The organism is Rhodopseudomonas palustris (genome assembly GCF_003226555.1).
Taxonomy (GTDB): Bacteria; Pseudomonadota; Alphaproteobacteria; order Rhizobiales; family Xanthobacteraceae; genus Rhodopseudomonas; species Rhodopseudomonas palustris_I.
Genome location: NZ_QKQS01000013.1, coordinates 76,448 through 95,034, shown reverse-complemented (window position 1 = coordinate 95,034; position 18,587 = coordinate 76,448). Strand labels below are relative to the sequence as shown.

The 18,587-nt window shown below is 66.1% G+C and carries 19 protein-coding genes; 7 read left to right on the top strand and 12 right to left on the bottom strand.

Annotation, left to right across the window (positions count from 1 at the left end):
- Positions 1 to 15: 15 nt before the first annotated feature.
- Positions 16 to 390, bottom strand: coding sequence for a hypothetical protein (locus DNX69_RS08165; protein ID WP_110785518.1), 375 nt, complete (start codon positions 388 to 390; stop codon positions 16 to 18).
- Positions 391 to 584: 194 nt separating this feature from the next.
- Here DNX69_RS08165 and DNX69_RS08160 point away from each other — a divergent pair, with 194 nt between their 5' ends.
- Both DNX69_RS08160 and DNX69_RS08155 read left to right on the top strand, forming a co-directional pair.
- Positions 585 to 812 (top strand): DUF433 domain-containing protein, encoded by a 228-nt coding sequence (locus DNX69_RS08160; RefSeq protein WP_110785517.1) that lies wholly within the window; start codon positions 585 to 587, stop codon positions 810 to 812.
- Positions 809 to 1,153: a DUF5615 family PIN-like protein gene (locus tag DNX69_RS08155; protein WP_041807294.1), complete on the top strand. Its 345-nt coding sequence runs from the start codon at positions 809 to 811 to the stop codon at positions 1,151 to 1,153. The genes DNX69_RS08160 and DNX69_RS08155 overlap by 4 nt, the downstream gene beginning before the upstream one ends.
- Here the strand turns inward: DNX69_RS08155 and DNX69_RS08150 are convergent, their stop codons facing one another.
- The 3 genes from DNX69_RS08150 to DNX69_RS08140 form a co-directional block, all read right to left on the bottom strand.
- The gene (locus DNX69_RS08150) at positions 1,154 to 1,363 is read right to left on the bottom strand and encodes a hypothetical protein (protein WP_110786023.1); all 210 of its coding nucleotides are present in this window, start codon (positions 1,361 to 1,363) and stop codon (positions 1,154 to 1,156) included.
- Between the two features lie 755 nt (positions 1,364 to 2,118).
- A complete protein-coding gene (gene uvrA, locus DNX69_RS08145; protein WP_110785516.1) occupies positions 2,119 to 5,145 on the bottom strand; it encodes an excinuclease ABC subunit UvrA in 3,027 nt (1,008 codons plus the stop codon).
- A 268-nt stretch (positions 5,146 to 5,413) separates the two neighbouring features.
- A complete protein-coding gene (locus DNX69_RS08140) occupies positions 5,414 to 6,175 on the bottom strand; it encodes an outer membrane protein (protein ID WP_110785515.1) in 762 nt (253 codons plus the stop codon).
- A 479-nt stretch (positions 6,176 to 6,654) separates the two neighbouring features.
- On the opposite strand from DNX69_RS08140, the gene DNX69_RS08135 reads away from it, so the two are divergent.
- A complete protein-coding gene (locus tag DNX69_RS08135) occupies positions 6,655 to 7,155 on the top strand; it encodes a single-stranded DNA-binding protein (RefSeq protein ID WP_110785514.1) in 501 nt (166 codons plus the stop codon).
- A 114-nt stretch (positions 7,156 to 7,269) separates the two neighbouring features.
- Here DNX69_RS08135 and DNX69_RS08130 read toward each other — a convergent pair whose 3' ends face one another.
- The 3 genes from DNX69_RS08130 to mazG all read right to left on the bottom strand — a co-directional run bounded on the left by DNX69_RS08130 (position 7,270) and on the right by mazG (position 9,830).
- Positions 7,270 to 7,635 (bottom strand): hypothetical protein, encoded by a 366-nt coding sequence (locus DNX69_RS08130; RefSeq protein WP_110785513.1) that lies wholly within the window; start codon positions 7,633 to 7,635, stop codon positions 7,270 to 7,272.
- On the bottom strand, positions 7,632 to 8,927 hold the full coding sequence (locus DNX69_RS08125; RefSeq protein WP_110785512.1) for a hemolysin family protein: 1,296 nt from the start codon (positions 8,925 to 8,927) through the stop codon (positions 7,632 to 7,634). The genes DNX69_RS08130 and DNX69_RS08125 overlap by 4 nt, the downstream gene beginning before the upstream one ends.
- 78 nt (positions 8,928 to 9,005) lie before the next feature.
- The gene (gene mazG / locus DNX69_RS08120) at positions 9,006 to 9,830 is read right to left on the bottom strand and encodes a nucleoside triphosphate pyrophosphohydrolase (RefSeq protein WP_110785511.1); all 825 of its coding nucleotides are present in this window, start codon (positions 9,828 to 9,830) and stop codon (positions 9,006 to 9,008) included.
- A 127-nt stretch (positions 9,831 to 9,957) separates the two neighbouring features.
- On the opposite strand from mazG, the gene queC reads away from it, so the two are divergent.
- Positions 9,958 to 10,671: a 7-cyano-7-deazaguanine synthase QueC gene (gene queC, locus DNX69_RS08115; RefSeq protein ID WP_165825213.1), complete on the top strand. Its 714-nt coding sequence runs from the start codon at positions 9,958 to 9,960 to the stop codon at positions 10,669 to 10,671.
- An 85-nt stretch (positions 10,672 to 10,756) separates the two neighbouring features.
- Positions 10,757 to 12,037, top strand: a complete 1,281-nt coding sequence (locus DNX69_RS08110; protein ID WP_110786021.1) for a serine hydrolase domain-containing protein — start codon at positions 10,757 to 10,759, stop codon at positions 12,035 to 12,037.
- Here DNX69_RS08110 and DNX69_RS08105 read toward each other — a convergent pair.
- The 4 genes from DNX69_RS08105 to nthA all read right to left on the bottom strand — a co-directional run bounded on the left by DNX69_RS08105 (position 12,010) and on the right by nthA (position 14,975).
- Positions 12,010 to 13,143, bottom strand: a complete 1,134-nt coding sequence (locus tag DNX69_RS08105; RefSeq protein ID WP_110785510.1) for a GNAT family N-acetyltransferase — start codon at positions 13,141 to 13,143, stop codon at positions 12,010 to 12,012. The genes DNX69_RS08110 and DNX69_RS08105 overlap by 28 nt on opposite strands.
- 124 nt (positions 13,144 to 13,267) lie before the next feature.
- Positions 13,268 to 13,690 carry a nitrile hydratase accessory protein gene (locus DNX69_RS08100; RefSeq protein WP_110785509.1) on the bottom strand — a complete coding sequence of 141 codons (423 nt, stop codon included), beginning with the start codon at positions 13,688 to 13,690 and terminating at the stop codon, positions 13,268 to 13,270.
- Positions 13,690 to 14,346: a nitrile hydratase subunit beta gene (nthB, locus tag DNX69_RS08095; protein ID WP_110785508.1), complete on the bottom strand. Its 657-nt coding sequence runs from the start codon at positions 14,344 to 14,346 to the stop codon at positions 13,690 to 13,692. Before nthB ends, DNX69_RS08100 begins: the two co-directional genes overlap by 1 nt.
- Positions 14,343 to 14,975: a nitrile hydratase subunit alpha gene (nthA, locus tag DNX69_RS08090; protein ID WP_110785507.1), complete on the bottom strand. Its 633-nt coding sequence runs from the start codon at positions 14,973 to 14,975 to the stop codon at positions 14,343 to 14,345. The genes nthB and nthA overlap by 4 nt, the downstream gene beginning before the upstream one ends.
- 91 nt (positions 14,976 to 15,066) lie before the next feature.
- Between nthA and DNX69_RS08085 the strand changes: the two genes are divergently transcribed.
- Positions 15,067 to 15,873 (top strand): enoyl-CoA hydratase/isomerase family protein, encoded by an 807-nt coding sequence (locus tag DNX69_RS08085; protein WP_110785506.1) that lies wholly within the window; start codon positions 15,067 to 15,069, stop codon positions 15,871 to 15,873.
- A 54-nt stretch (positions 15,874 to 15,927) separates the two neighbouring features.
- Positions 15,928 to 16,251 carry a YdhR family protein gene (locus DNX69_RS08080; RefSeq protein ID WP_110785505.1) on the top strand — a complete coding sequence of 108 codons (324 nt, stop codon included), beginning with the start codon at positions 15,928 to 15,930 and terminating at the stop codon, positions 16,249 to 16,251.
- A gap of 6 nt (positions 16,252 to 16,257) precedes the next feature.
- Here the strand turns inward: DNX69_RS08080 and DNX69_RS08075 are convergent, their stop codons facing one another.
- On the bottom strand, positions 16,258 to 18,324 hold the full coding sequence (locus DNX69_RS08075) for an ATP-dependent helicase (protein WP_110785504.1): 2,067 nt from the start codon (positions 18,322 to 18,324) through the stop codon (positions 16,258 to 16,260).
- Between the last annotated feature and the right edge of the window lie 263 nt (positions 18,325 to 18,587).

Here is an 18,587-nt window from a genome sequence, read left to right as displayed (position 1 = left end):
GGCGGTGAGCTGACCCTACTTCCCGCAATTCCAGATCGGCCCGATCGGCGTCTGCGTCCAGCACGGCCCGAAGCTGCCGCCGTTGTAACGGCCGCGATAGAAGCCGGCGCGGCCGGGATAACGCCACTCGCCGCTCCAGGGGCCGTTCCAGCGATAATAATCCGGCGTCGGATCGATGTACCACGGCCGCTTCGGCCGCAGCATCGCCCGCTGCTCGCGCGTGAGTTTCTGCTTGAACAGCGGCACGGCGTTGTTCGGCGGCTGCACATAGCCGGGCAGGAAGCCGTAGCCGTGGGAGCGCTTGGCATGCTTCTTGGTCGAAGCGGCCGAGGCGGCGGCGGGGAGCAAAGCGAGGGCGGCGGCGAGGGTGAGGGCGGTGAGGCGGGACATGCGTCGAGTTTAGACGGGCGGGGGCGGGAGGGCGAGACACATTCGGGTGGGGGGGCGATGCGCCGTAGCCCGCATGAAGCGAAGCGGAATGCGGGGCTCCATGATCAGCCCGCCCCGGCTTGCGCCTCGCGCAACCGGGCTCCGCTGGCTGACAATGGGCATCGTAAATGCTAGAATTTACGAGGAGATCACCGATGTCAGACCTGCTCGCACGCATCACGATCGATCCGAATGTGCTCCACGGCCGCCCCTGCATTCGCGGCATGCGGATCAGCGTCTCCGACGTATTGGCGCAGCTCTCGTCGGGAGCGTCGCGCGACGACATCCTGCACGACTATCCGTATCTGGAAGACGCGGATATCGACGCGGTGCTGGCCTTCGCAGCAAAGCAGGCGGATCACCCTATCATCGCGGCGGAATGAGCCCGCGCTTCATGATCGATGCGCAACTTCCGCCGGCGCTGGCGGAGGCGTTCAGGCGTGCCGGTTTCGACGCCGTTCACGTGGCAGATATCGGCTTACTTTCCGCGACCGATCATCAGATTTGGCGAGCGGCAATTGCCAAGTCGGCGGCCCTGGTGACCAAAGACCGGGACTTTCTGATGCTACGTGCTGCTACCGACAGTGGGCCCACGGTGGTCTGGATTAGATCGGGGAATGCAAGCAATCGCGAGCTGCTTGACTTGATTACTGGCGCGCTGCCGGCGATCCTCGCCGCGATCGCACGGGAAGAAGCGGTGATCGAGGTGTCGGCTCGTCGCTGATCAGGTCGAGATCGGCTTGAGTTTGAAAATGCGGCCATACTTTGCCGCCTCGGCGAGGTCGCCGCGTCGCAGTGCCGACCGCACCGCCTCGAGCTTGCGCACGTCGTCCGGCGAAAGGTAAGGCGCCCACGCGCCTTCCTCGCCGCGCGCGACAGCGACTTCGGCTGCATAACGGCCTTCATGGATGAGTTCGAGCCTTATTCGGGTCATCACGATCATCCTCGTGAAGAGCTACTTCAATTTGAGCGCGACCTGTAGCTCGCAGGAACGAAGCGATATGGAGGAGAGGGGTAGCCCGCGTGTCGCTCCGCTCACCCGGGCTACGCTTGCTGCGTACTAGTTTCGTTGGACGTATCCTTGCACTTAAGGATCAGATCGATTTCGTTTTTGCAGTCTCTGCGCAGAAAACATGAGACTGGATCGTCTCGCCCAACGGGAAAATAGTTCAATTCCGCGGTAGCCGCATCGATCGCTTCTGTACGGAAATACACAGGCTGAAGAGAGTCTGGCTCACAGTCCATGATCAAAGTGCGGAGGTGCTCTACCGTGGGAACATCTAGGATATGGCCATGAATGATTGTGCCAACCCCAAGCTTCTCAATGTGTCTAACAAAAAATGGAAGCCATCGATCCGTCTCGAAGCGTCCTGGCTTCACTCGAAGTCTTGGTCTGCCCGATCTTGAATATACCGAGTACTTTTTCGATTTGTCGGTGCATGCATGCTTGGGCCAAGGAGGGCCAAGTTTATCAAAGAAGGTGCCGCCCCCATGTCGTCCGCGTATAAAATAGACCGGCGCGTGGCATTCCGGGCATTGTGAGGTCGGTCCCTTTAAGGCTCTGCGTGCGATCCTTGGGACCCAGCCATGCCAATCGGGCGGGCGAGAGCGCCGTTGTCCGCCTCTGAAGTCGCATTGACAATTTGTGGGATGGTTAAACCCGTTGCAGGCCATAAGCCCCTCGTCAAATCACTCCGCCGCCTCGTCCGCCTTCCTCTTCCGCGTCGGCCCCTTCTTCTCCAGCACCGGCTTCAAGAACTTCCCCGTGTAGCTCCTCGGCGCTTTGACAATGTCTTCCGGCGGGCCCCAGGCGACGATTTCGCCGCCGCCATCACCGCCTTCGGGGCCGAGGTCGATCACCCAGTCGGCGGTCTTGATGACTTCGAGATTGTGCTCGATCACCACGACGGTGTTGCCCTGCGCGACCAGCTCGTGCAGCACTTCGAGCAGCTTGGCGACGTCGTGGAAGTGCAGGCCGGTCGTGGGCTCGTCGAGGATGTAGAGCGTGCGGCCGGTGGCGCGCTTGCTGAGCTCCTTGGCGAGCTTGACGCGCTGGGCTTCGCCGCCGGACAGCGTCGTGGCCTGCTGGCCGACGTGGATGTAGTCGAGGCCGACGCGCTGCAGCGTCTTGAAGGTCTCGCGGACGCGCGGCACCGCCTTGAAGAATTCGGCGGCTTCCTCGACCGTCATGTCGAGCACGTCGGCGATCGACTTGCCCTTGAACAGCACGTCGAGCGTTTCGCGGTTGTAGCGCTTGCCCTTACAGACGTCGCAGGTGACGTAGACGTCGGGCAAAAAGTGCATCTCGATCTTGATGACGCCGTCGCCCTGGCAGGCCTCGCAGCGGCCGCCCTTGACGTTGAACGAGAACCGGCCGGGCTCGTAGCCGCGCGCCTTGGACTCCGGCAGGCCGGCGAACCATTCGCGGATCGGCGTGAACGCGCCGGTGTAGGTCGCGGGGTTACTGCGCGGGGTACGGCCGATCGGCGACTGATCGATGTCGATGATTTTGTCGATGTGCTCGAGGCCTTCGATGCGGTCGTGCGGTGCCGGCGGCTCGCTGGCGTTGTTCAGCTTGCGGGCGATCGCCTTGTAGAAGGTGTCGATCAGCAGCGTCGACTTGCCGCCGCCGGAGACGCCGGTGACGCAGGTGAACAGGCCGAGCGGGATCTCGGCCGAAACGTTCTTCAGGTTGTTGCCGCGGGCGCCGACCAGCTTGAGGGTGCGGCGATGGTTCGGCGGCCGGCGCTCGGGTACCGGCACCGACAATTCGCCGGTGAGATACTTGCCGGTCAGCGACTTCGGATTGCGCATGATCTCGGCCGGCGTGCCTTGCGCGATGATGTGGCCGCCATGGACGCCGGCGCCAGGGCCGATGTCGAGCACATGGTCGGCGAGCAGGATCGCGTCCTCGTCGTGCTCGACCACGATCACGGTGTTGCCGAGGTCGCGCAGCCGCTTCAGGGTATCGAGCAGCCGGGCGTTGTCGCGCTGGTGCAGGCCGATCGACGGCTCGTCGAGCACGTAGAGCACGCCGGTGAGGCCGCTGCCGATCTGCGAGGCGAGGCGGATGCGCTGGCTTTCGCCGCCCGACAGGGTGCCGGACGAGCGCGCCAGCGTCAGATAGTTGAGGCCGACGTCGAGCAGGAAGCTGAGCCGGTCGCGGATCTCCTTCAGGATGCGGACGGCGATCTCGTTCTGCTGGGTGTTGAGCAGCTTCGGCACCGAGGCGAACCAGTCGCCGGCGGCTTTCACCGACAGTTCGGAGATGTCGCCGATGTGTTTGCCGCCGATCTTGACGCACAGCGCCTCGGGCTTGAGGCGATGGCCGTGGCAGGCATCGCACGGCACGTCGGAGAAGTACTTGCCGAGCTCTTCGCGCGCCCACTCGCTCTCGGTCTCGCGGAAGCGGCGCTCGATATTGGTGACGACGCCCTCGAACGGCTTTTTGGTGTCGTAGGAGCGCACGCCGTCTTCATAGGAGAATTTGATCTCGTCGTCGCCGGAGCCGTGCAGCAACACGTTCTGCACCTTCTTGGGCAGGTCCTTCCACTTGGTGTCGAGCGTGAATTTGTAGTGCTTGCCGAGCGCGGTCAGCGTCTGCAGGTAGTACGGCGACGACGACTTCGCCCACGGCGCGATCGCGCCCTTGCGCAAGCTGAGCTCTTTGTCGGGCACGACGAGGTCGGCGTCGATATGCTGTTCGATGCCGAGGCCGCCGCATTCCGGGCAGGCGCCATACGGGTTGTTGAACGAGAACAGCCGTGGCTCGATCTCCGGAATGGTGAAGCCGGACACCGGGCAGGCGAACTTCTCCGAGAACAGGATGCGCTCGGCGCCGCTCTTGTCGTGGATCTTGGCGACCTTCTTGTCGGCCTTTTTCTTCTTGTCGGTCTTGGCATCGTCCGCGGGCTCGTCAGCGGCCGGAGCGGGAGCAGCCAAGGCTGCGGGGGCATCGGCGAACTCGATGACCGCTAGCCCCTCGGCGAGCTTCAGCGCGGTCTCGAAACTCTCGGCGAGGCGCTGACCGATGTCGGGGCGGACGACGATGCGGTCGACCACGACGTCGATGTCGTGCGGAAATTTCTTGTCGAGCGTCGGCGCTTCGGCGAGTTCGTGAAAGGTGCCGTCGATCTTGACGCGCTGGAAGCCCTTCTTCAGCCAGTCGGCGAGTTCTTTGCGGTACTCGCCCTTGCGGCCGCGCACCACCGGCGCCAGCAAATACAGCCGGGTGCCTTCCGGCAGCGCCAGCACGCGGTCGACCATCTGCGACACGGTCTGACTCTCGATCGGCAGTCCGGTCGCCGGTGAGTAGGGCACGCCCACGCGCGCCCAGAGCAGGCGCATGTAGTCGTAGATCTCGGTGACGGTGCCGACGGTCGAGCGCGGGTTCTTCGATGTGGTCTTCTGCTCGATCGAGATCGCCGGCGACAGGCCGTCAATCTGGTCGACGTCCGGCTTCTGCATCATCTCGAGGAACTGCCGGGCATAGGCTGACAGCGACTCGACGTAGCGGCGCTGGCCTTCGGCATAGATGGTGTCGAACGCCAGCGACGACTTGCCCGAGCCGGACAGGCCGGTGAACACCACCAGTCTGTCGCGCGGGATGGTGACGTCGACGTTCTTGAGATTGTGCTCGCGGGCGCCGCGAATGGTGATGGCGGTCCGGCTCGAGGCCGCGGGGGGCTGACGCTTGGCCTTGATCACTTCGTCCATACGGGTGTCCAGACGCGCGACAACGCGCCGGTTGGGGCGCGCGCCGGAGCGACCGGGGCTGACGCCGGATGAGGCTGAGACTGGAACATAGGAAGAACGCGTCGCGATTGCCAGAGCCTCGGCGCGCCATCAACCGGATTGTTGCGGTGAGGGTGCGCGGGCAACGCGGAGGGCCGAAGCCGATGCAGGCGGAACAGGTTCCGAAACGCCAGAAGGCCGGCGCGAGGCCGGCCTTCTGCTGCGTGGCTGAGCTCAGCCGAAGCGAATCTCAGTAGCGCGCCACCACCGGGCCGCCCCAGCGATAGTTGATGCGGGCGGTGACCAGATCGAGGTCCTGCTTGACGCGGTCGACATTGGTGGTCGGCGCGAAGTTCATGTCGCGACTATCGAGGAAGACGTGGTCGTATTCGACCGCGACCGACCAGCTCGGGGTGAAGCCGTATTCCATGCCGGCGCCGACGGTGCCGCCCCAGCGGGCTTCCTTCGAGTCGTCATTAAGCACGCCGGTCGCGGTGATGTAGCGGCTGTATTTGGTGTTCACCACAGCCGCACCGCCCTTCACATAGAGCAGAGCGTTGTCCCAGGCGTAGCCGACCCGGGCGGTGAACAGGCCGAAGGCGTCGACCTTGCTCTCGTTGGTGAAGGCCGGGAACGAGGTGCTGATGTTCGAGCCCTTGAAGTCTGCCCAGTTGCCTTGGGCTTCGAGACCGAACACCCAGGTGCCCATCTGCCAATTGTAGCCGATCTGGCCGCCGACCGTGCCGCCGGAGGCGTCGTGGCAGCCCTCGGAGACGTTGGCGGCGAGCGGCGCCGCTGCGGTTCCGGCGAAGTCCCAGCAATTGCGGCTGGTGCCCCAGCCGCCGTTGGCGCCGACGTAGAAGCCCGACCAGTTGTACAGCGCCGGAATCATCGGCGGCGCTTTGGTGTAGGGGCGGGCCGCGAGATCGGCGGCCATCGCCGGCGCCGCACTGGTCGCAATAAGACCGCCGAGCGCAATCAGACCAACAGTCCCCAATAGAAACTTCTTCATCGCAATTCTCCGGCTGTTTGCTTCACCGGTTCCTGGTCCGCGAGTTGTCCCGCTGCGGACTTGAGGAAGCGCGAGTGCCCATCTCAAATTCCGGCTGCGACTATACGCGCGACCTGGCAGGCGCGCAGTCTCCGAACTGCAACACTCGCGCGCAAAACATCGGTTGTGAAACCGGCGATAGCGACACCAATTCCGGTCGAAATAGCAACGAGATACCGGCTGCGGCGCCGGCTTCGTCCGCGCGTTGTTAGAAGGTGTTCGGCTACGGGCGGAGTCTGGGCTTCTCTTTGGAACAAAAATAGAACATAATTCCACCGCTCACCGCGGTGGATAACGCGGACGATGCGGGGCTTTTCGCGCAGGGGCGTATGGGCGGCGCGGCGCCGACAGCGTAAGCGCTTGGGCAGAACGACCGCCGCGGCGCCGGAGGAGCGCGCTGCAGCGGCTGAGCAGTTGGTAGATTTTGAGAGGAGACGTCGATGGCGGGCAGCGTGAACAAGGTGATCCTGGTCGGGAATCTCGGCGCCGATCCGGAGATCAAGCGGACCCAGGACGGCCGTCCGATCGCCAACCTGCGGATCGCCACTTCGGAGTCCTGGCGCGATCGCGCCACCGGCGAGCGCAAGGAAAAGACCGAGTGGCACCGCGTGGTGATCTTCAGCGAAGGGCTGTGCAAGGTCGCCGAGCAGTACCTGAAAAAAGGCGCGAAGGTTTACATCGAAGGCCAGCTGCAGACACGCAAATGGACCGATCAGAGCGGCGCTGAGCGCTACAGCACCGAGGTCGTGCTGCAGAACTTCAACTCCAACCTGACCATGCTCGACGGCCGCAGCGGCGGTGGTGGTGGTGGCGGCTACGGCGACGACAATTCCGGCGGCGATTTCGGCTCCAGCGGCCCGTCGGGCGGCGGTGGCCGGCGCTCGATGCCGCCGAGCAGCGGCGGTGGCCGCAGCGACATGGACGACGACATCCCGTTCTGAGCAACAGCTTCTCAGTTGGTCCATTCCGGCGGCGTCCGGCCGGGATGGGAACTTGCCGACGGCCGCTGCGCACCGATCGCAGCGGTCGTCGCCGTTTCAGGGGCCGCGAGAGCGTCAGCGCGTCAGCAGCGCCCAGCCGAGCTGCAGCTGGGTGAGGGCGAACAGCGTACCGAACAGCCGCTGGTTATGGCGGGCGAGCCATCGCGGCAGGCAGATGTCGAAATTGTCGGCGCGGTCGTCGGTGTAACGCGCCGCCAGCGCGGTCAGCGGACAGCGCATCCGGTTCAGCAGCAGCACGACGACCTCGCCCCAGACGAACAGGCTGAGCCACAGCGCGGCCACGAGCTGCCCGAGCCAGATCGTCACCGGAATGGCGACGATCGAGGACGCAAAGAACGCCCAGATCGCCGTATGCAGTAGCCGCACCGCGGCGAGGGCGCGTGCCTCGCCTCGTCCGCGTCGCGGCGGCTGCCCGATCATGGCGAGGCTTCGTCGTCGGGCAGCCGGCTCGCTAGGATCTTGTCGATCCGGCGGTGGTCGAGGTCGAGGATCTCGAACCGCCAGCCTTCGAAATCGAATCTGTCGCCGACGCTCGGCAGGGTGCCGAGATGCGCCAGCACCAGGCCGGCGACGGTGTGATAATCGCGCGGCGTCGGCACCGGAATGCGGAGCAGGTCGCCGAACTCGTCGACCGGCATCCAGCCGGCGATCAGATACGAGCCGTCGTCGCGGCGCACCGCCGCCGGCTCCGGCGGTCCGTCTTCGGAGCCGAAGGCGCCGACGATCGATTCCAGAATGTCGGCGGTGCTGACCACGCCCTCGAAGCCGCCGAACTCATCGTACACCAGCCCCATATGCACCGATGTGTTGCGCAGCATCAGCAGCGCGTCGCGGGCGTCGGCCGAGGAGGGGATCACCGGTGCGTCGCGCACCAGCGCGCGGAAGTCCGGCGTTTCGCCGCGCAGGTAGATTCCGAGCACGTCCTTGGCCTGGATGATGCCGATCGGATCGTCGCGATCGCCGTCGGTCGCCGGCAGCCTTGAATGCGGACTTTCGACGAAGGCGGCGCGGATCACCTCGGGCGGATCGGACAGATCGATCATGTCGACCTCGGGACGCGGTGTCATCACCGCGCCGACTGGGCGGTCGCCGAGCCGCATCACGCCGGCGATCATCTGCCGTTCGCCAGGCTCGAGGATGCCGGCGGTCTCGGCTTCCATCACCAAGCTATGGATTTCCTCTTCGGAGATCTTGTCCTCCGGCCGCCCGCTCTGGCCGAGCAGTGCCAGCATCGCTTTTCCGGAGACGTCGAGCACCGCCACCACCGGCAGCGCGATCCTGGCGAGCAGCGCCATCGCAGGCGCGACCTTCACCGCCACCGCTTCGGGGTCGCGCAGCGCGAGCTGCTTCGGCACCAATTCGCCGATGATCAGCGTTCCGTAGGTAATCAGCGTCACCACCAGCCCGACACCGATGATGTCGGCGAACGGCACGCCGGAGGCCGACAGCCAGTCGCTCAGGCGCTGCCCAAGTGTCGCGCCGGAGAATGCGCCGGAGGCGACGCCGACCAGGGTGATGCCGATCTGAACGGTGGAGAGAAACCGGCCGGGGTCTTCGCTCAGCTTGAGCGCCTGCCGGGCGCCGCGAACGTTGCGTTGCGCCAGGATCGACAGCCGTGCTGGCCGCGACGAGACGATCGCCAGTTCGGACATCGACAGCAGACCGTTGACGACGATCAGGACGACAACGATTGCCAATTCCACCGAGAGCATGATGCTCGCGCGACCCCCTGCATTGTGTGCGTGCAGGCATACATAGGGAGTCGCGGACGAAATCGGAACCGGCCGGCGCTATTTCGTCGGCTCAGCGCGCTTGGCTTCGTTCCACAGCGCATCCATCTCGGCGAGCGTGGCGTCGTCCGGGGTGCGGCCCTGGGCCGCCAGCGCCTGCTCGATATAGGCGAAGCGGCGCTCGAATTTGGCATTGGCGCCGCGCAACGCGATCTCAGGATCGGCCTTGGCATGGCGGGCGAGGTTGACCAGGGCGAACAGCAGATCGCCGGTCTCTTCGGTGATGTGCGCCTGATCGCCGCGGTCGAGCGCGGCCTCGATCTCGTCGGTCTCCTCGCGGATCTTGGCCAGCACGGCGCGCGGGTCGTTCCAGTCGAACCCGACCTTGGCGGCCTTTCGCTGCAGATCCATCGCCCGCGACAGCGCCGGCTGGCCGGATTTGACGCCGGCCAGCACGGAACTGGACGGCTGCTCGGTGAGGCCGCGTCGAGCGGCGCGCTCCGCCTTCTCCTCGGCCTTGATCCGGTCCCAGACGCCTTCGACATGCGACGGCGTCAGATTGCCATCGGCGTCGGCGAACACATGCGGATGACGGCGGATCATCTTGCGGGTAATCGCCTCGACCACATCGCCGAACGCGAACGCGCCGCGCTCTTCGGCGATCCGCGCGTGGAACACCACCTGCAACAAAAGGTCGCCGAGCTCTTCTCGCAGATCGTCGAGATCGTGACGTGCGATCGCCTCTGCGACCTCGAACGCTTCCTCGATGGTGTAGGGCGCGATGCTCGCAAAATCTTGCTCAAGGTCCCACGGGCAGCCGGTCACCGGGGTGCGGAGCGCGGCCATGATCTCGATCAGGCGGGCGATGTCGCGGGAAGGGGGCATGGCGAGGGTCCAGGGGTAAGGGCAAGGCGGGCGACGTTTCATCCGTATGCCGCAACCGGCGCCGCCATCCCAGCGAAAACCGCGCCGGATTTGGCGAGCCCGGTGCGTGGTGCTACAGCCATGCGCCATGACCGAGCATGCTTCCGACAAGACCGCGCTGGTGCTGTTCTCCGGCGGACAGGACTCCGCGACCTGTCTGGCCTGGGCGCTGGCGCGTTTCGCCAAGGTCGAGACCATCGGGTTCGACTACGGCCAGCGGCATCTGATCGAACTGGCATGCCGGGAGCGGCTGCTCGAGGGCCTCCGCGCCATCAGCGCGGATTGGGCTGCCAAGCTCGGCGACAATCATACGCTGACGATTCCGACGCTGGCGGAAATCTCCGACACCGCGCTGACCCGCGATGTCGCGATCGCGATGGGCGCAGATGGCCTGCCGAACACGTTCGTGCCCGGCCGCAATCTGATCTTCCTGACCTTTGCGGCGGCGCTGGCCTATCGGCGCGGCATCACCGACATCGTCGGCGGGATGTGCGAGACCGATTACTCCGGCTATCCGGACTGTCGCAACGACACCATCCAGGCGCTGCAGAACGCACTGACGCTCGGCATGGCGCGCGACGTCACGCTGCATACGCCGCTGATGTGGCGCGACAAGGCCGCGACCTGGCAGCTGGCGAAGGATCTCGGCGGTGACGCGCTGGTCGATCTGATCCGCGAGGACTCCCACACCTGTTATCTCGGCACGCGCGGCGCGCGGCACGATTGGGGCTATGGCTGCGGCGAGTGTCCGGCGTGCCGGCTGCGCGCCAAGGGCTGGCGCGAATATGCCGCAGGGATCTGACCGACCGCACCCCTTGGTATGATCGAGCCGCGAAGCTGCGCGTGGTAGGATCGGCGTTGACATGTCCGCCAAGGACCGCTTCGCCATGCCGTCAACCGTTTCGATCAGCCGCCGCGTTGTGCTGCAAGGCGCCGGCGCGGCGCTGATCATGTCACCCTTGACAGGGCGGGCAGCAGCTTCCGTGTCGGCGCCGAACTTCGGCAAGCTTGCGCGGCTCACCGCCTTCTTCGATCATGAGGTTGCGGCGCGCAAACTGCCGGGCGCGGTGGCGCTGATCCAGCAGCACGGCAAACCGGTTTACTTGCAGTGTTTCGGCTGGCGCACCGCGTCGCGGCGGCACCCGATGACGCCTGATACGATCTTCGCGTTGCATTCGATGACCAAGCCGATCACCAGCGTCGCGGCGATGATGCTGATCGACCAAGGACGCCTGGCGCTGCATGATCCGCTCGCCAAGTACATCCCGGCGTTCGCGCGCGTGAAGGTCGGGATCGAGACGACCAGGCACGGCAAACCAGTGCTGAAGCTGGTCGCGCCCGATCGGCCGGTGACGATCGAAGACCTGCTGCGGCACACGTCGGGGATTACTTACGAGTATATCGGCGGCGAATTGATCATGGCGGCGTATCAGCAGGCGCATCTGTTCGCCGGCCGGTTCGACAACGCCGAGTTCGCCGAGCGGATCGCTCGGCTGCCGCTGGCGCGCCAGCCCGGCAAGCTGTGGCGCTACGGCCATTCCACCGACGTGCTCGGCCGCGTCATCGAGATCGTGTCGGGTGAGCCGCTGTACGGCTTTCTGAAGCAGCGGCTGTTCGATCCGCTTGGCATGACCAGCACCAGCTTCGTGCCGCGCACCGAGGCCGAGCGGGCGCGGATGGCGGCAGTGTTTCCGGCCGACACCGTGCTGGCCGACTCCGAGCGGCAGCGCCGCGCCCATCCGGAATGGCAGTCGGGCGGCGGTGGTCTGCTCTCGACCGTCACCGACTACGCGCGGTTCGCCCAGATGCTGCTCGAAGGCGGTGCGCTCGACGGCCGGCGCTATCTCAGCCCGGCCGCGTTCAAGGCGATGACCACCGACCAAATTGGACCGGGATCCGGCGTCGAGCGTGATTACTTCTATTTCCCGGGCGACGGCTTCGGCTATGGCTACGGGCTTGCGGTGCGGGTCGAACCGGGCGAGGCGAGGCCGCCGGCGCCGGGCTCGATCGGCGAACTGAAATGGGACAGCGGCAGCGGGACTTATTTCGGCGTCGATCCGAAACTCGATATGATCTACATCCTGATGCAGCAGACCGAAACCGAGCGCGGCCGGGTGGTGCCGATGTTCAAGAAGTTGGTCTACGACGTCTTTGCGGTGAGCGACTGAACCAGCGACCGCCCGCCCGAATAGGTCGACCACGCCGACAGCGCCATCCGCCCTTTCAGCGTCAGCGCTTTCTCCAGCACCAGCAGCGGCTGCGCTTCGCAGCCCAGCTGCTTCTTGTAATCGTAGCCGCCGGCACCGAGATCGAACTGCTCGACGCCGCTGTCGATCAGCCAGCGGATGATCTCGCTCGCCAGCACGATGCCGGGCGAGCCGCGGTTCCACTCGGCCCCGGCATGGGCGAGGCGGACGGTGGTGCAGCACTGCCGGTGCAGCAGGCTGTAGGCCACCGCGACCACGGAGTCGCCGGATTCCATCACCGACAGCATCGCCCGGCCGCGCGAAAACACCTCGCGATAGAACCGTGCGTAAGCCGGCCGGTCGAGCACATAGCGCTTGCCGAGGGCAGCGATCCGGGCGCGCTGAAATTCGTCCAGCTTGCCGAACAGGCGCGCAGCGTCGTCGACCGGCGAGGTGATCATCCGCACCCGCACGCCGCCGAGCGCATCGAGGGCCCGATGATGCTGACGCAGTGCCTTGCGGAATTTTCGCGGGCGCGACTCGAGATAATCGTCCCACGAGCGCGGCAGCGTGGTGACGTTGCGCACCGAAGCGGAGGGCGACGACGCCATCAGCGCCAGCGGATTGACTTTGCCACCCGCGGTCAGCGGCAGATTGCACAGCCGCACCACGTCGACCTCGGGCATCGCCGACAGCACCGCCTCGAGCGCGGCAGCCGCGCCACCAGACGTCGACGGCGCGGCCGGCCCGAGCAACGGCACGTTGTAGTCCGACACCGACAGATCGGCGAACTCGACCAGCGCCACGCCGCACACCCGGCGTACCACCAGGGGCAGCAGCATGGCGATCTCGCCGCGGAAGCTGTCGCGCACGGTAATCAGCAGCGGCTCGGCAGCTGCGGACGGGCCGAGCAGCTTGAGCCAAGCGCTCAGCCAGTCGGCTGACTGAAACGGAGTGATCGCGGCCGCGGGGCCGAGCGCAGCGGCGCGCTGCAGAAACAATTCGGTGTCACAGGTGACTTCGGCAACGTAGCGGCCTGCGGCGTTCGCCGCCCACCGCATCGGTCGGTCAAGATCGATCTGCGCCATCACCCAACTCTCTGCCGCGACATCCCGGCCATCCCGCAGGATATCGACAGGTGGCAGAATAGCGCCGATCGTTTCGGTTCTCGTTGACCTGAGCGAGGCGAAGGTCAAACTTGTGGCATCAACGTTAACGCGGTGGTGACTCCACCGCGGAAAACGGCTTGGGCTGTGCAAAATCGTCCGAACGCAGCTCGATCGGAAGGCCGTGGGGCGTGCGATCGGCAGCCTGGTCCCAGGCGTCACGGTAGCGACGCTGGGTGTCGAGGCTGGCGACGCCCTTGGCGGCGATGATCTGTTCCAGCGTCGCGAGCCAATGACGGTAGTAGGTGTCACCGCAGTCCGGATCGCCGGCAGCCTGCGCGCGGCGGATCTCGGCGGCCAGCGCCGCCGCCCATTCCGGCCAGGTAAACAGGCCGCGTCCATGGAGTGTCACCGCCATCGCAAAGGCGTGCGCCTCCCATGGCTCGCGGAACACCGGACCGTCATCGTCCCGCGGCAGGCCGGGAACGCTGCGCGCGGCGATCGCCGCGGCCTCGGACTGGCCGCTCATCAGGCCGGCTCCAGATAGGAATCCCAGGCGTCGACCGAGACCCGCGAAGCCAGATCGGCGTCGTCGCCCCACAATTCGCGCGCCTCGAACGCCACGGTGTACAGCCATTGCGGCTGCTCGCCGCGGCCAAGCGCGTGGCTGTCGGGAAAGACATGGGCGCCGTGCACCAGTTCGACGGTACCGACCCGGCCGCGGACGTAGCGCGGCAGACGGGTATGGGTTCGCGGATGCAGCTCCTTGGCACGGACGCGATCGCCGACGCCGAACCGGGCAGGGGCCGCCGCGTCGCGTTCGGTCGGCGTGCCGCGCGCCAGCATCGGCGCAACGCCGGCAGCCTCGAGCACGGGCACGGTCTTGGGCGGATGCAGCGGCGATCCGGCGGCGATCTCGTCGGCGGTGACGAGCCCCCGCTCGGCCATCAGCGCTTCGAGGCCGGCGAGCCAGAGCTGATAGTAGCTCTTGGACAGGTAATCGACCGGCGCGCGGTTCTCGCGGGCGAACCGGGACATGTCGATGTTCCAGCCGCCAGGCCGGCCCATCGCCAGCGTCAGCGCAAAGGCGCGACGCTCCCAGGCGGCATGAAACAGCGGTTCATTCGGCTCGGGCATTACCGGCCCGAAGCCGTCCATGCCGCCCATGTCGTGCGCGCCGTTCATGCCGTGATCTCCGCAGGCGTGCGGGCGAGACCGGTGCCGATCATGCTGTCGCGGGTGACAAGGTCGGCGAGCTGATCTTCACTGAGGCCGTCGCTGCCATCGGGCCGCATCGGGATCACCAGATAGCGAATCTCCGCGGTGGAATCCCACACCCGGATCGCGATGTCCTGCGGCAGCGTCACGCCGAATTCGGCCAGCACCGCGCGCGGCTCTTTCACTACCCGCGACCGGTACGGCGCCGACTTGTACCAGACCGGCGGCAGGCCGAGCACCGGCCACGGATAGCAAGAGCACAGCGTGCAGACGACCATGTTGTGGGTCGCGGGCGTGTTCTCGACCGCGACGATGTGCTCGCCCTGGCGGCCGGCGTAGCCGAGCTCGGCGATCGCAGCGGTGGCGTCGTGCATCAGCCGCTGCCGAAAAGCGGGATCGCTCCACGCTTTGGCGACCACGCGAGCGCCGTTGCGCGGGCCGACCTTGGTTTCGTAGGTCTCGATCAGCGCATCGAGCGCGGCGGGATCGACGTAGCCCTTTTCGGTCAGGATGGTTTCGAGCGCGCGCACCCGCAGCTCGGTCTCCGACAATTCGGAATGGTCGTGATCGTGGTGGTGAGGATGCTCGCTGCTCATGCGTCGCAGGATAGATTGGATTTTGCTGCGCTGTCGAGCCGCGAGGCTGCTAGGCTCGGAGCAACCAAAGCAACGACCGGGGAGGAACAGGATGAGCGGGTGCGTCAGCATCGAACGGGGACTGGGGCCGGAAGGACGGGTGGCGATCGTCAGGTTCGATCGTGGTGACGGCCTCAACGCGCTGTCGCCAGACGCGATGCGGCAACTGACCGACGCAGCGCGCAGTTTCGAGGATGATGCGAACACCTCGGTGGTGGTGCTGGCCGGCAGCGCAACCGCGTTCAGCGCCGGCTTCGATCTGAAGGACCCGGAGGGCCGCAGCCGGGCCGAGATGGATCTCGGTGCGCTGCGCCGGCATCTTAAGATCGGACCGCGGTTGACGCGGGCGTGGCACGAGGTGGAGCAGGTCACGATCGCAGCGATCGAAGGCTTCTGTGTCGGCGGCGGCGTGGCGCTGGCGGTTGCGCTGGATTTCAGGGTGATGGCCCGCGACGCGCATCTGCGGGTGCCGGAGATCGGCCTCGGCATGAACATGAGCTGGCAGAGCGTGCCGCGGATGCTGCATCTGATCGGGCCGGCGCGCACCAAGCAGGCGGTGATCCTGGCCGACGACCGCATCAGCGCCACCGAGGCGCACGACTGGGGACTGGTCGAGGAGATCGCCGAGCCGGGGCAGGCGTTGACGCGGGCCCTCGCGCTCGCCGACAAGATTGCCGCGCAGCCGCCGATGTCGGTGGCGATGACCAAGCTGACGGTCAACCGGCTGACCCATGCGCTCGACGATCTCGCCAGCCACATGGACCTCGATCAATTCGCGCTTGCCGGCTTCAGCGCCGATCACCGCGAAGGCGTCGAGGCCTTCCTGCAGCGCCGCAAGCCGCGGTTCCGGGGACGGTGAGGCGACGCCGGACCGCGGAAGCGTTATATTGCCCAAAATACCGAGGAGGCATCGATGATCACCACCGTTGTGCAGTTTCACATGGCGACGCCGATCAGCCTGGAGGAGGCCAAGAAGCGGTTCGAGAGCAGCGCGCCGAAATACCAAAAGCTGCCGGGCCTGATCCGCAAATATTACATTCGCTCCGAAGACGGCGCGACCGCCGGCGGCATCTATCTGTGGGAGAGCCGCGAGGCCGCCGAAGCCGTCTATGCCGGCGAATGGCGCGCCCGCGTCGCGGCGCTTTACGGTGCCGAACCGGTGATGAGCTGGTTCGACAGCCCGGTGATCGTCGACAACGCCAATGGTGGAACGATTACCACCAGCGCGGCGGCGTGATCGTTATCACGTCCACATCCGCCGCATCCGCGAGTTGATGTCGATGCGCGGGACGCGCTGGGCTGCGGCCACGGCGGCTTCGGGCGTGACACGGGGCCAGGTGGTTCGCTCGAACAGCGGCAGCAGACGCTCGGGAATGAAGCGGGTGCGGGCCGCGTAGACGTGGCGATCGCCTTGGGCGTTCTGGCCGTGGGTGAAGAAGCGTTGCGGCACCACCAGGTGCAGATCGTCCTTCGCCCGCGTCATCGCGACATAGAGCAGGCGGCGCTCTTCCTCGATCTCGGCCGAGGTGCCGGTGCCGAGGTCGGACGGCATGCAGCCGTCGACGACGTTGAGCACGAACACCTGTTTCCATTCCTGGCCCTTGGCGGAATGGATCGTCGACAGGATCAGATAGTCGTCGTCGAGCGTCGGTACGCCGGCCTGATCGGAGGTCGCATCCGGCGGATCGAGCGTCAGCTCGGTGAGGAAGCGCTCGCGCGACGGATAGCCTGATGCGATCTGCGCCAGCTGCACCAGGTCGGTGCGGCGGGTTTCGGCGTCCTCGTGAATGCGATCGAGATGCGGCGCGTACCAGATCAGAGCCCGCTCGATCTCGGCCGGCCAGCCGGCCTCGCCGCTGCGTAGCTCCTGCACCGCCTCGACGAAGCCGCGCCAGTCGGCGCCGGCGCGCGGTGGTGCAGGCAGGGTGGCGAGCATGCCGAGCGGGTCGGCCGCGGCGGTGATCGCATCGAGCGCCTTCTGCGCCGACGCCGGGCCGACGCCCTGCATCAGCAGCATCACCCGGAAGCCGGCGACGCGGTCGCGTGGGTTCTGCACGAAGCGCAGCAGCGCCAGCATGTCCTTGACGTGCGCGGCGTCGAGGAACTTCAGCCCGCCGAACTTGACGAACGGGATGTTGCGACGGGTCAGCTCGAGTTCGAGGGGTGCCGAATGCGACGAGGTGCGGAACAGCACCGCCTGCTGCTTCAGCGTCGCGCCGCCTTCGCGGGCGTCGAGCACGCGCTCGACGATGTAGCGCGCCTGATCGGCCTCGTCGCGGACGCCGACCAGTAGCGGCCGCGCGCCCTCGGCGCGGTCGGTCCACAAATTCTTGGTGAAGCGCTCACGCGCCAAATCGATCACGCCGTTGGCGGCCGACAGGATCGCCTGGGTCGAACGATAGTTGCGGTCCAGCGTGACGACGCGGGCTGGCGGATTGAACGCCTTCGGGAAGTCGAGAATGTTGCGCACCGTGGCGGCGCGAAACGAATAGATCGCCTGGGCGTCGTCGCCGACCACGGTGAGGCCGGCGCCGTCGGGCTTCAGAGCCAGCAGCACCCGCGCCTGCAACGCGTTGGTGTCTTGATACTCGTCGACCAGCACGTGATCGAACCGGCCGCCGATCTCTTCGGCGAAGGCCGGCTCCTCCATCACCTGCGCCCAGTACAGCAACAGGTCGTCGTAATCGAGCACATTGTGGCGCTGCTTGGCCTCGACGTAAGCGGCGAACAATTGCTTCAGTTCGGCGGCCCAGCCGGCGCACCACGGATAGTTGGCGCCGAGCACCACATCGAGAGGCTGGCCGGCGTTCACGCAGCGTGAGTAGATCGACAGGCAGGTCGCCTTGGCCGGAAACCGGGCGTCGGTCTTGGAGAAGCCGAGATCGTGGCGGACCAGATTCATCAGGTCGGCGGAATCTTCGCGGTCGTGGATGGTGAAGCCCGGATCGAGTCCGATCCGTTCGGCGTAGTCGCGCAGCAGCCTTGCGCCGATGCCGTGGAACGTGCCGGCCCAATGCAGACCGCCGCTCAGCGCCGAGGCGCGATCGCCCAGCACCTTGCGGGCGATCCGTTCGACCCGGCGGGTCATCTCGGCAGCGGCGCGGCGCGAGAACGTCATCAGCAGGATGCGGTACGGATCGGCACCGCCGACCACCAGATGCGCAACCCGGTGCGCCAGCGTGTTGGTCTTGCCGCTACCGGCGCCGGCGATCACCAGCAGCGGCGGGCAGTTCCCTGCCGCCGCGCCGTGCTCGACGGCGCTGCGCTGCTCTGGATTGAGTCCGTCGAGGATCGGGGCGGGCAAAGACACGAATCAGCGCCTATCGGATGAACAGCGGACGCTTCCAGATTCCTGCTTTGTTCGCAATGGCGGTCGCGTGCTGCGGGGAAGGATCGTCCGATGGCGCGCGGAAAAAAATGTCACAGGCTGCCGGCTATGCTGCCGCGGATGTTGGGTTATGATTCAGGCGGTCGCGGATGGTCCGCGACCGCGTTGCAGCGCGGCTGGCGACGCCGTGAGGACATGAGGGGAAGCTGGATGGTGCGAGGATCCTTATTGGTAGGGGCGGCGAT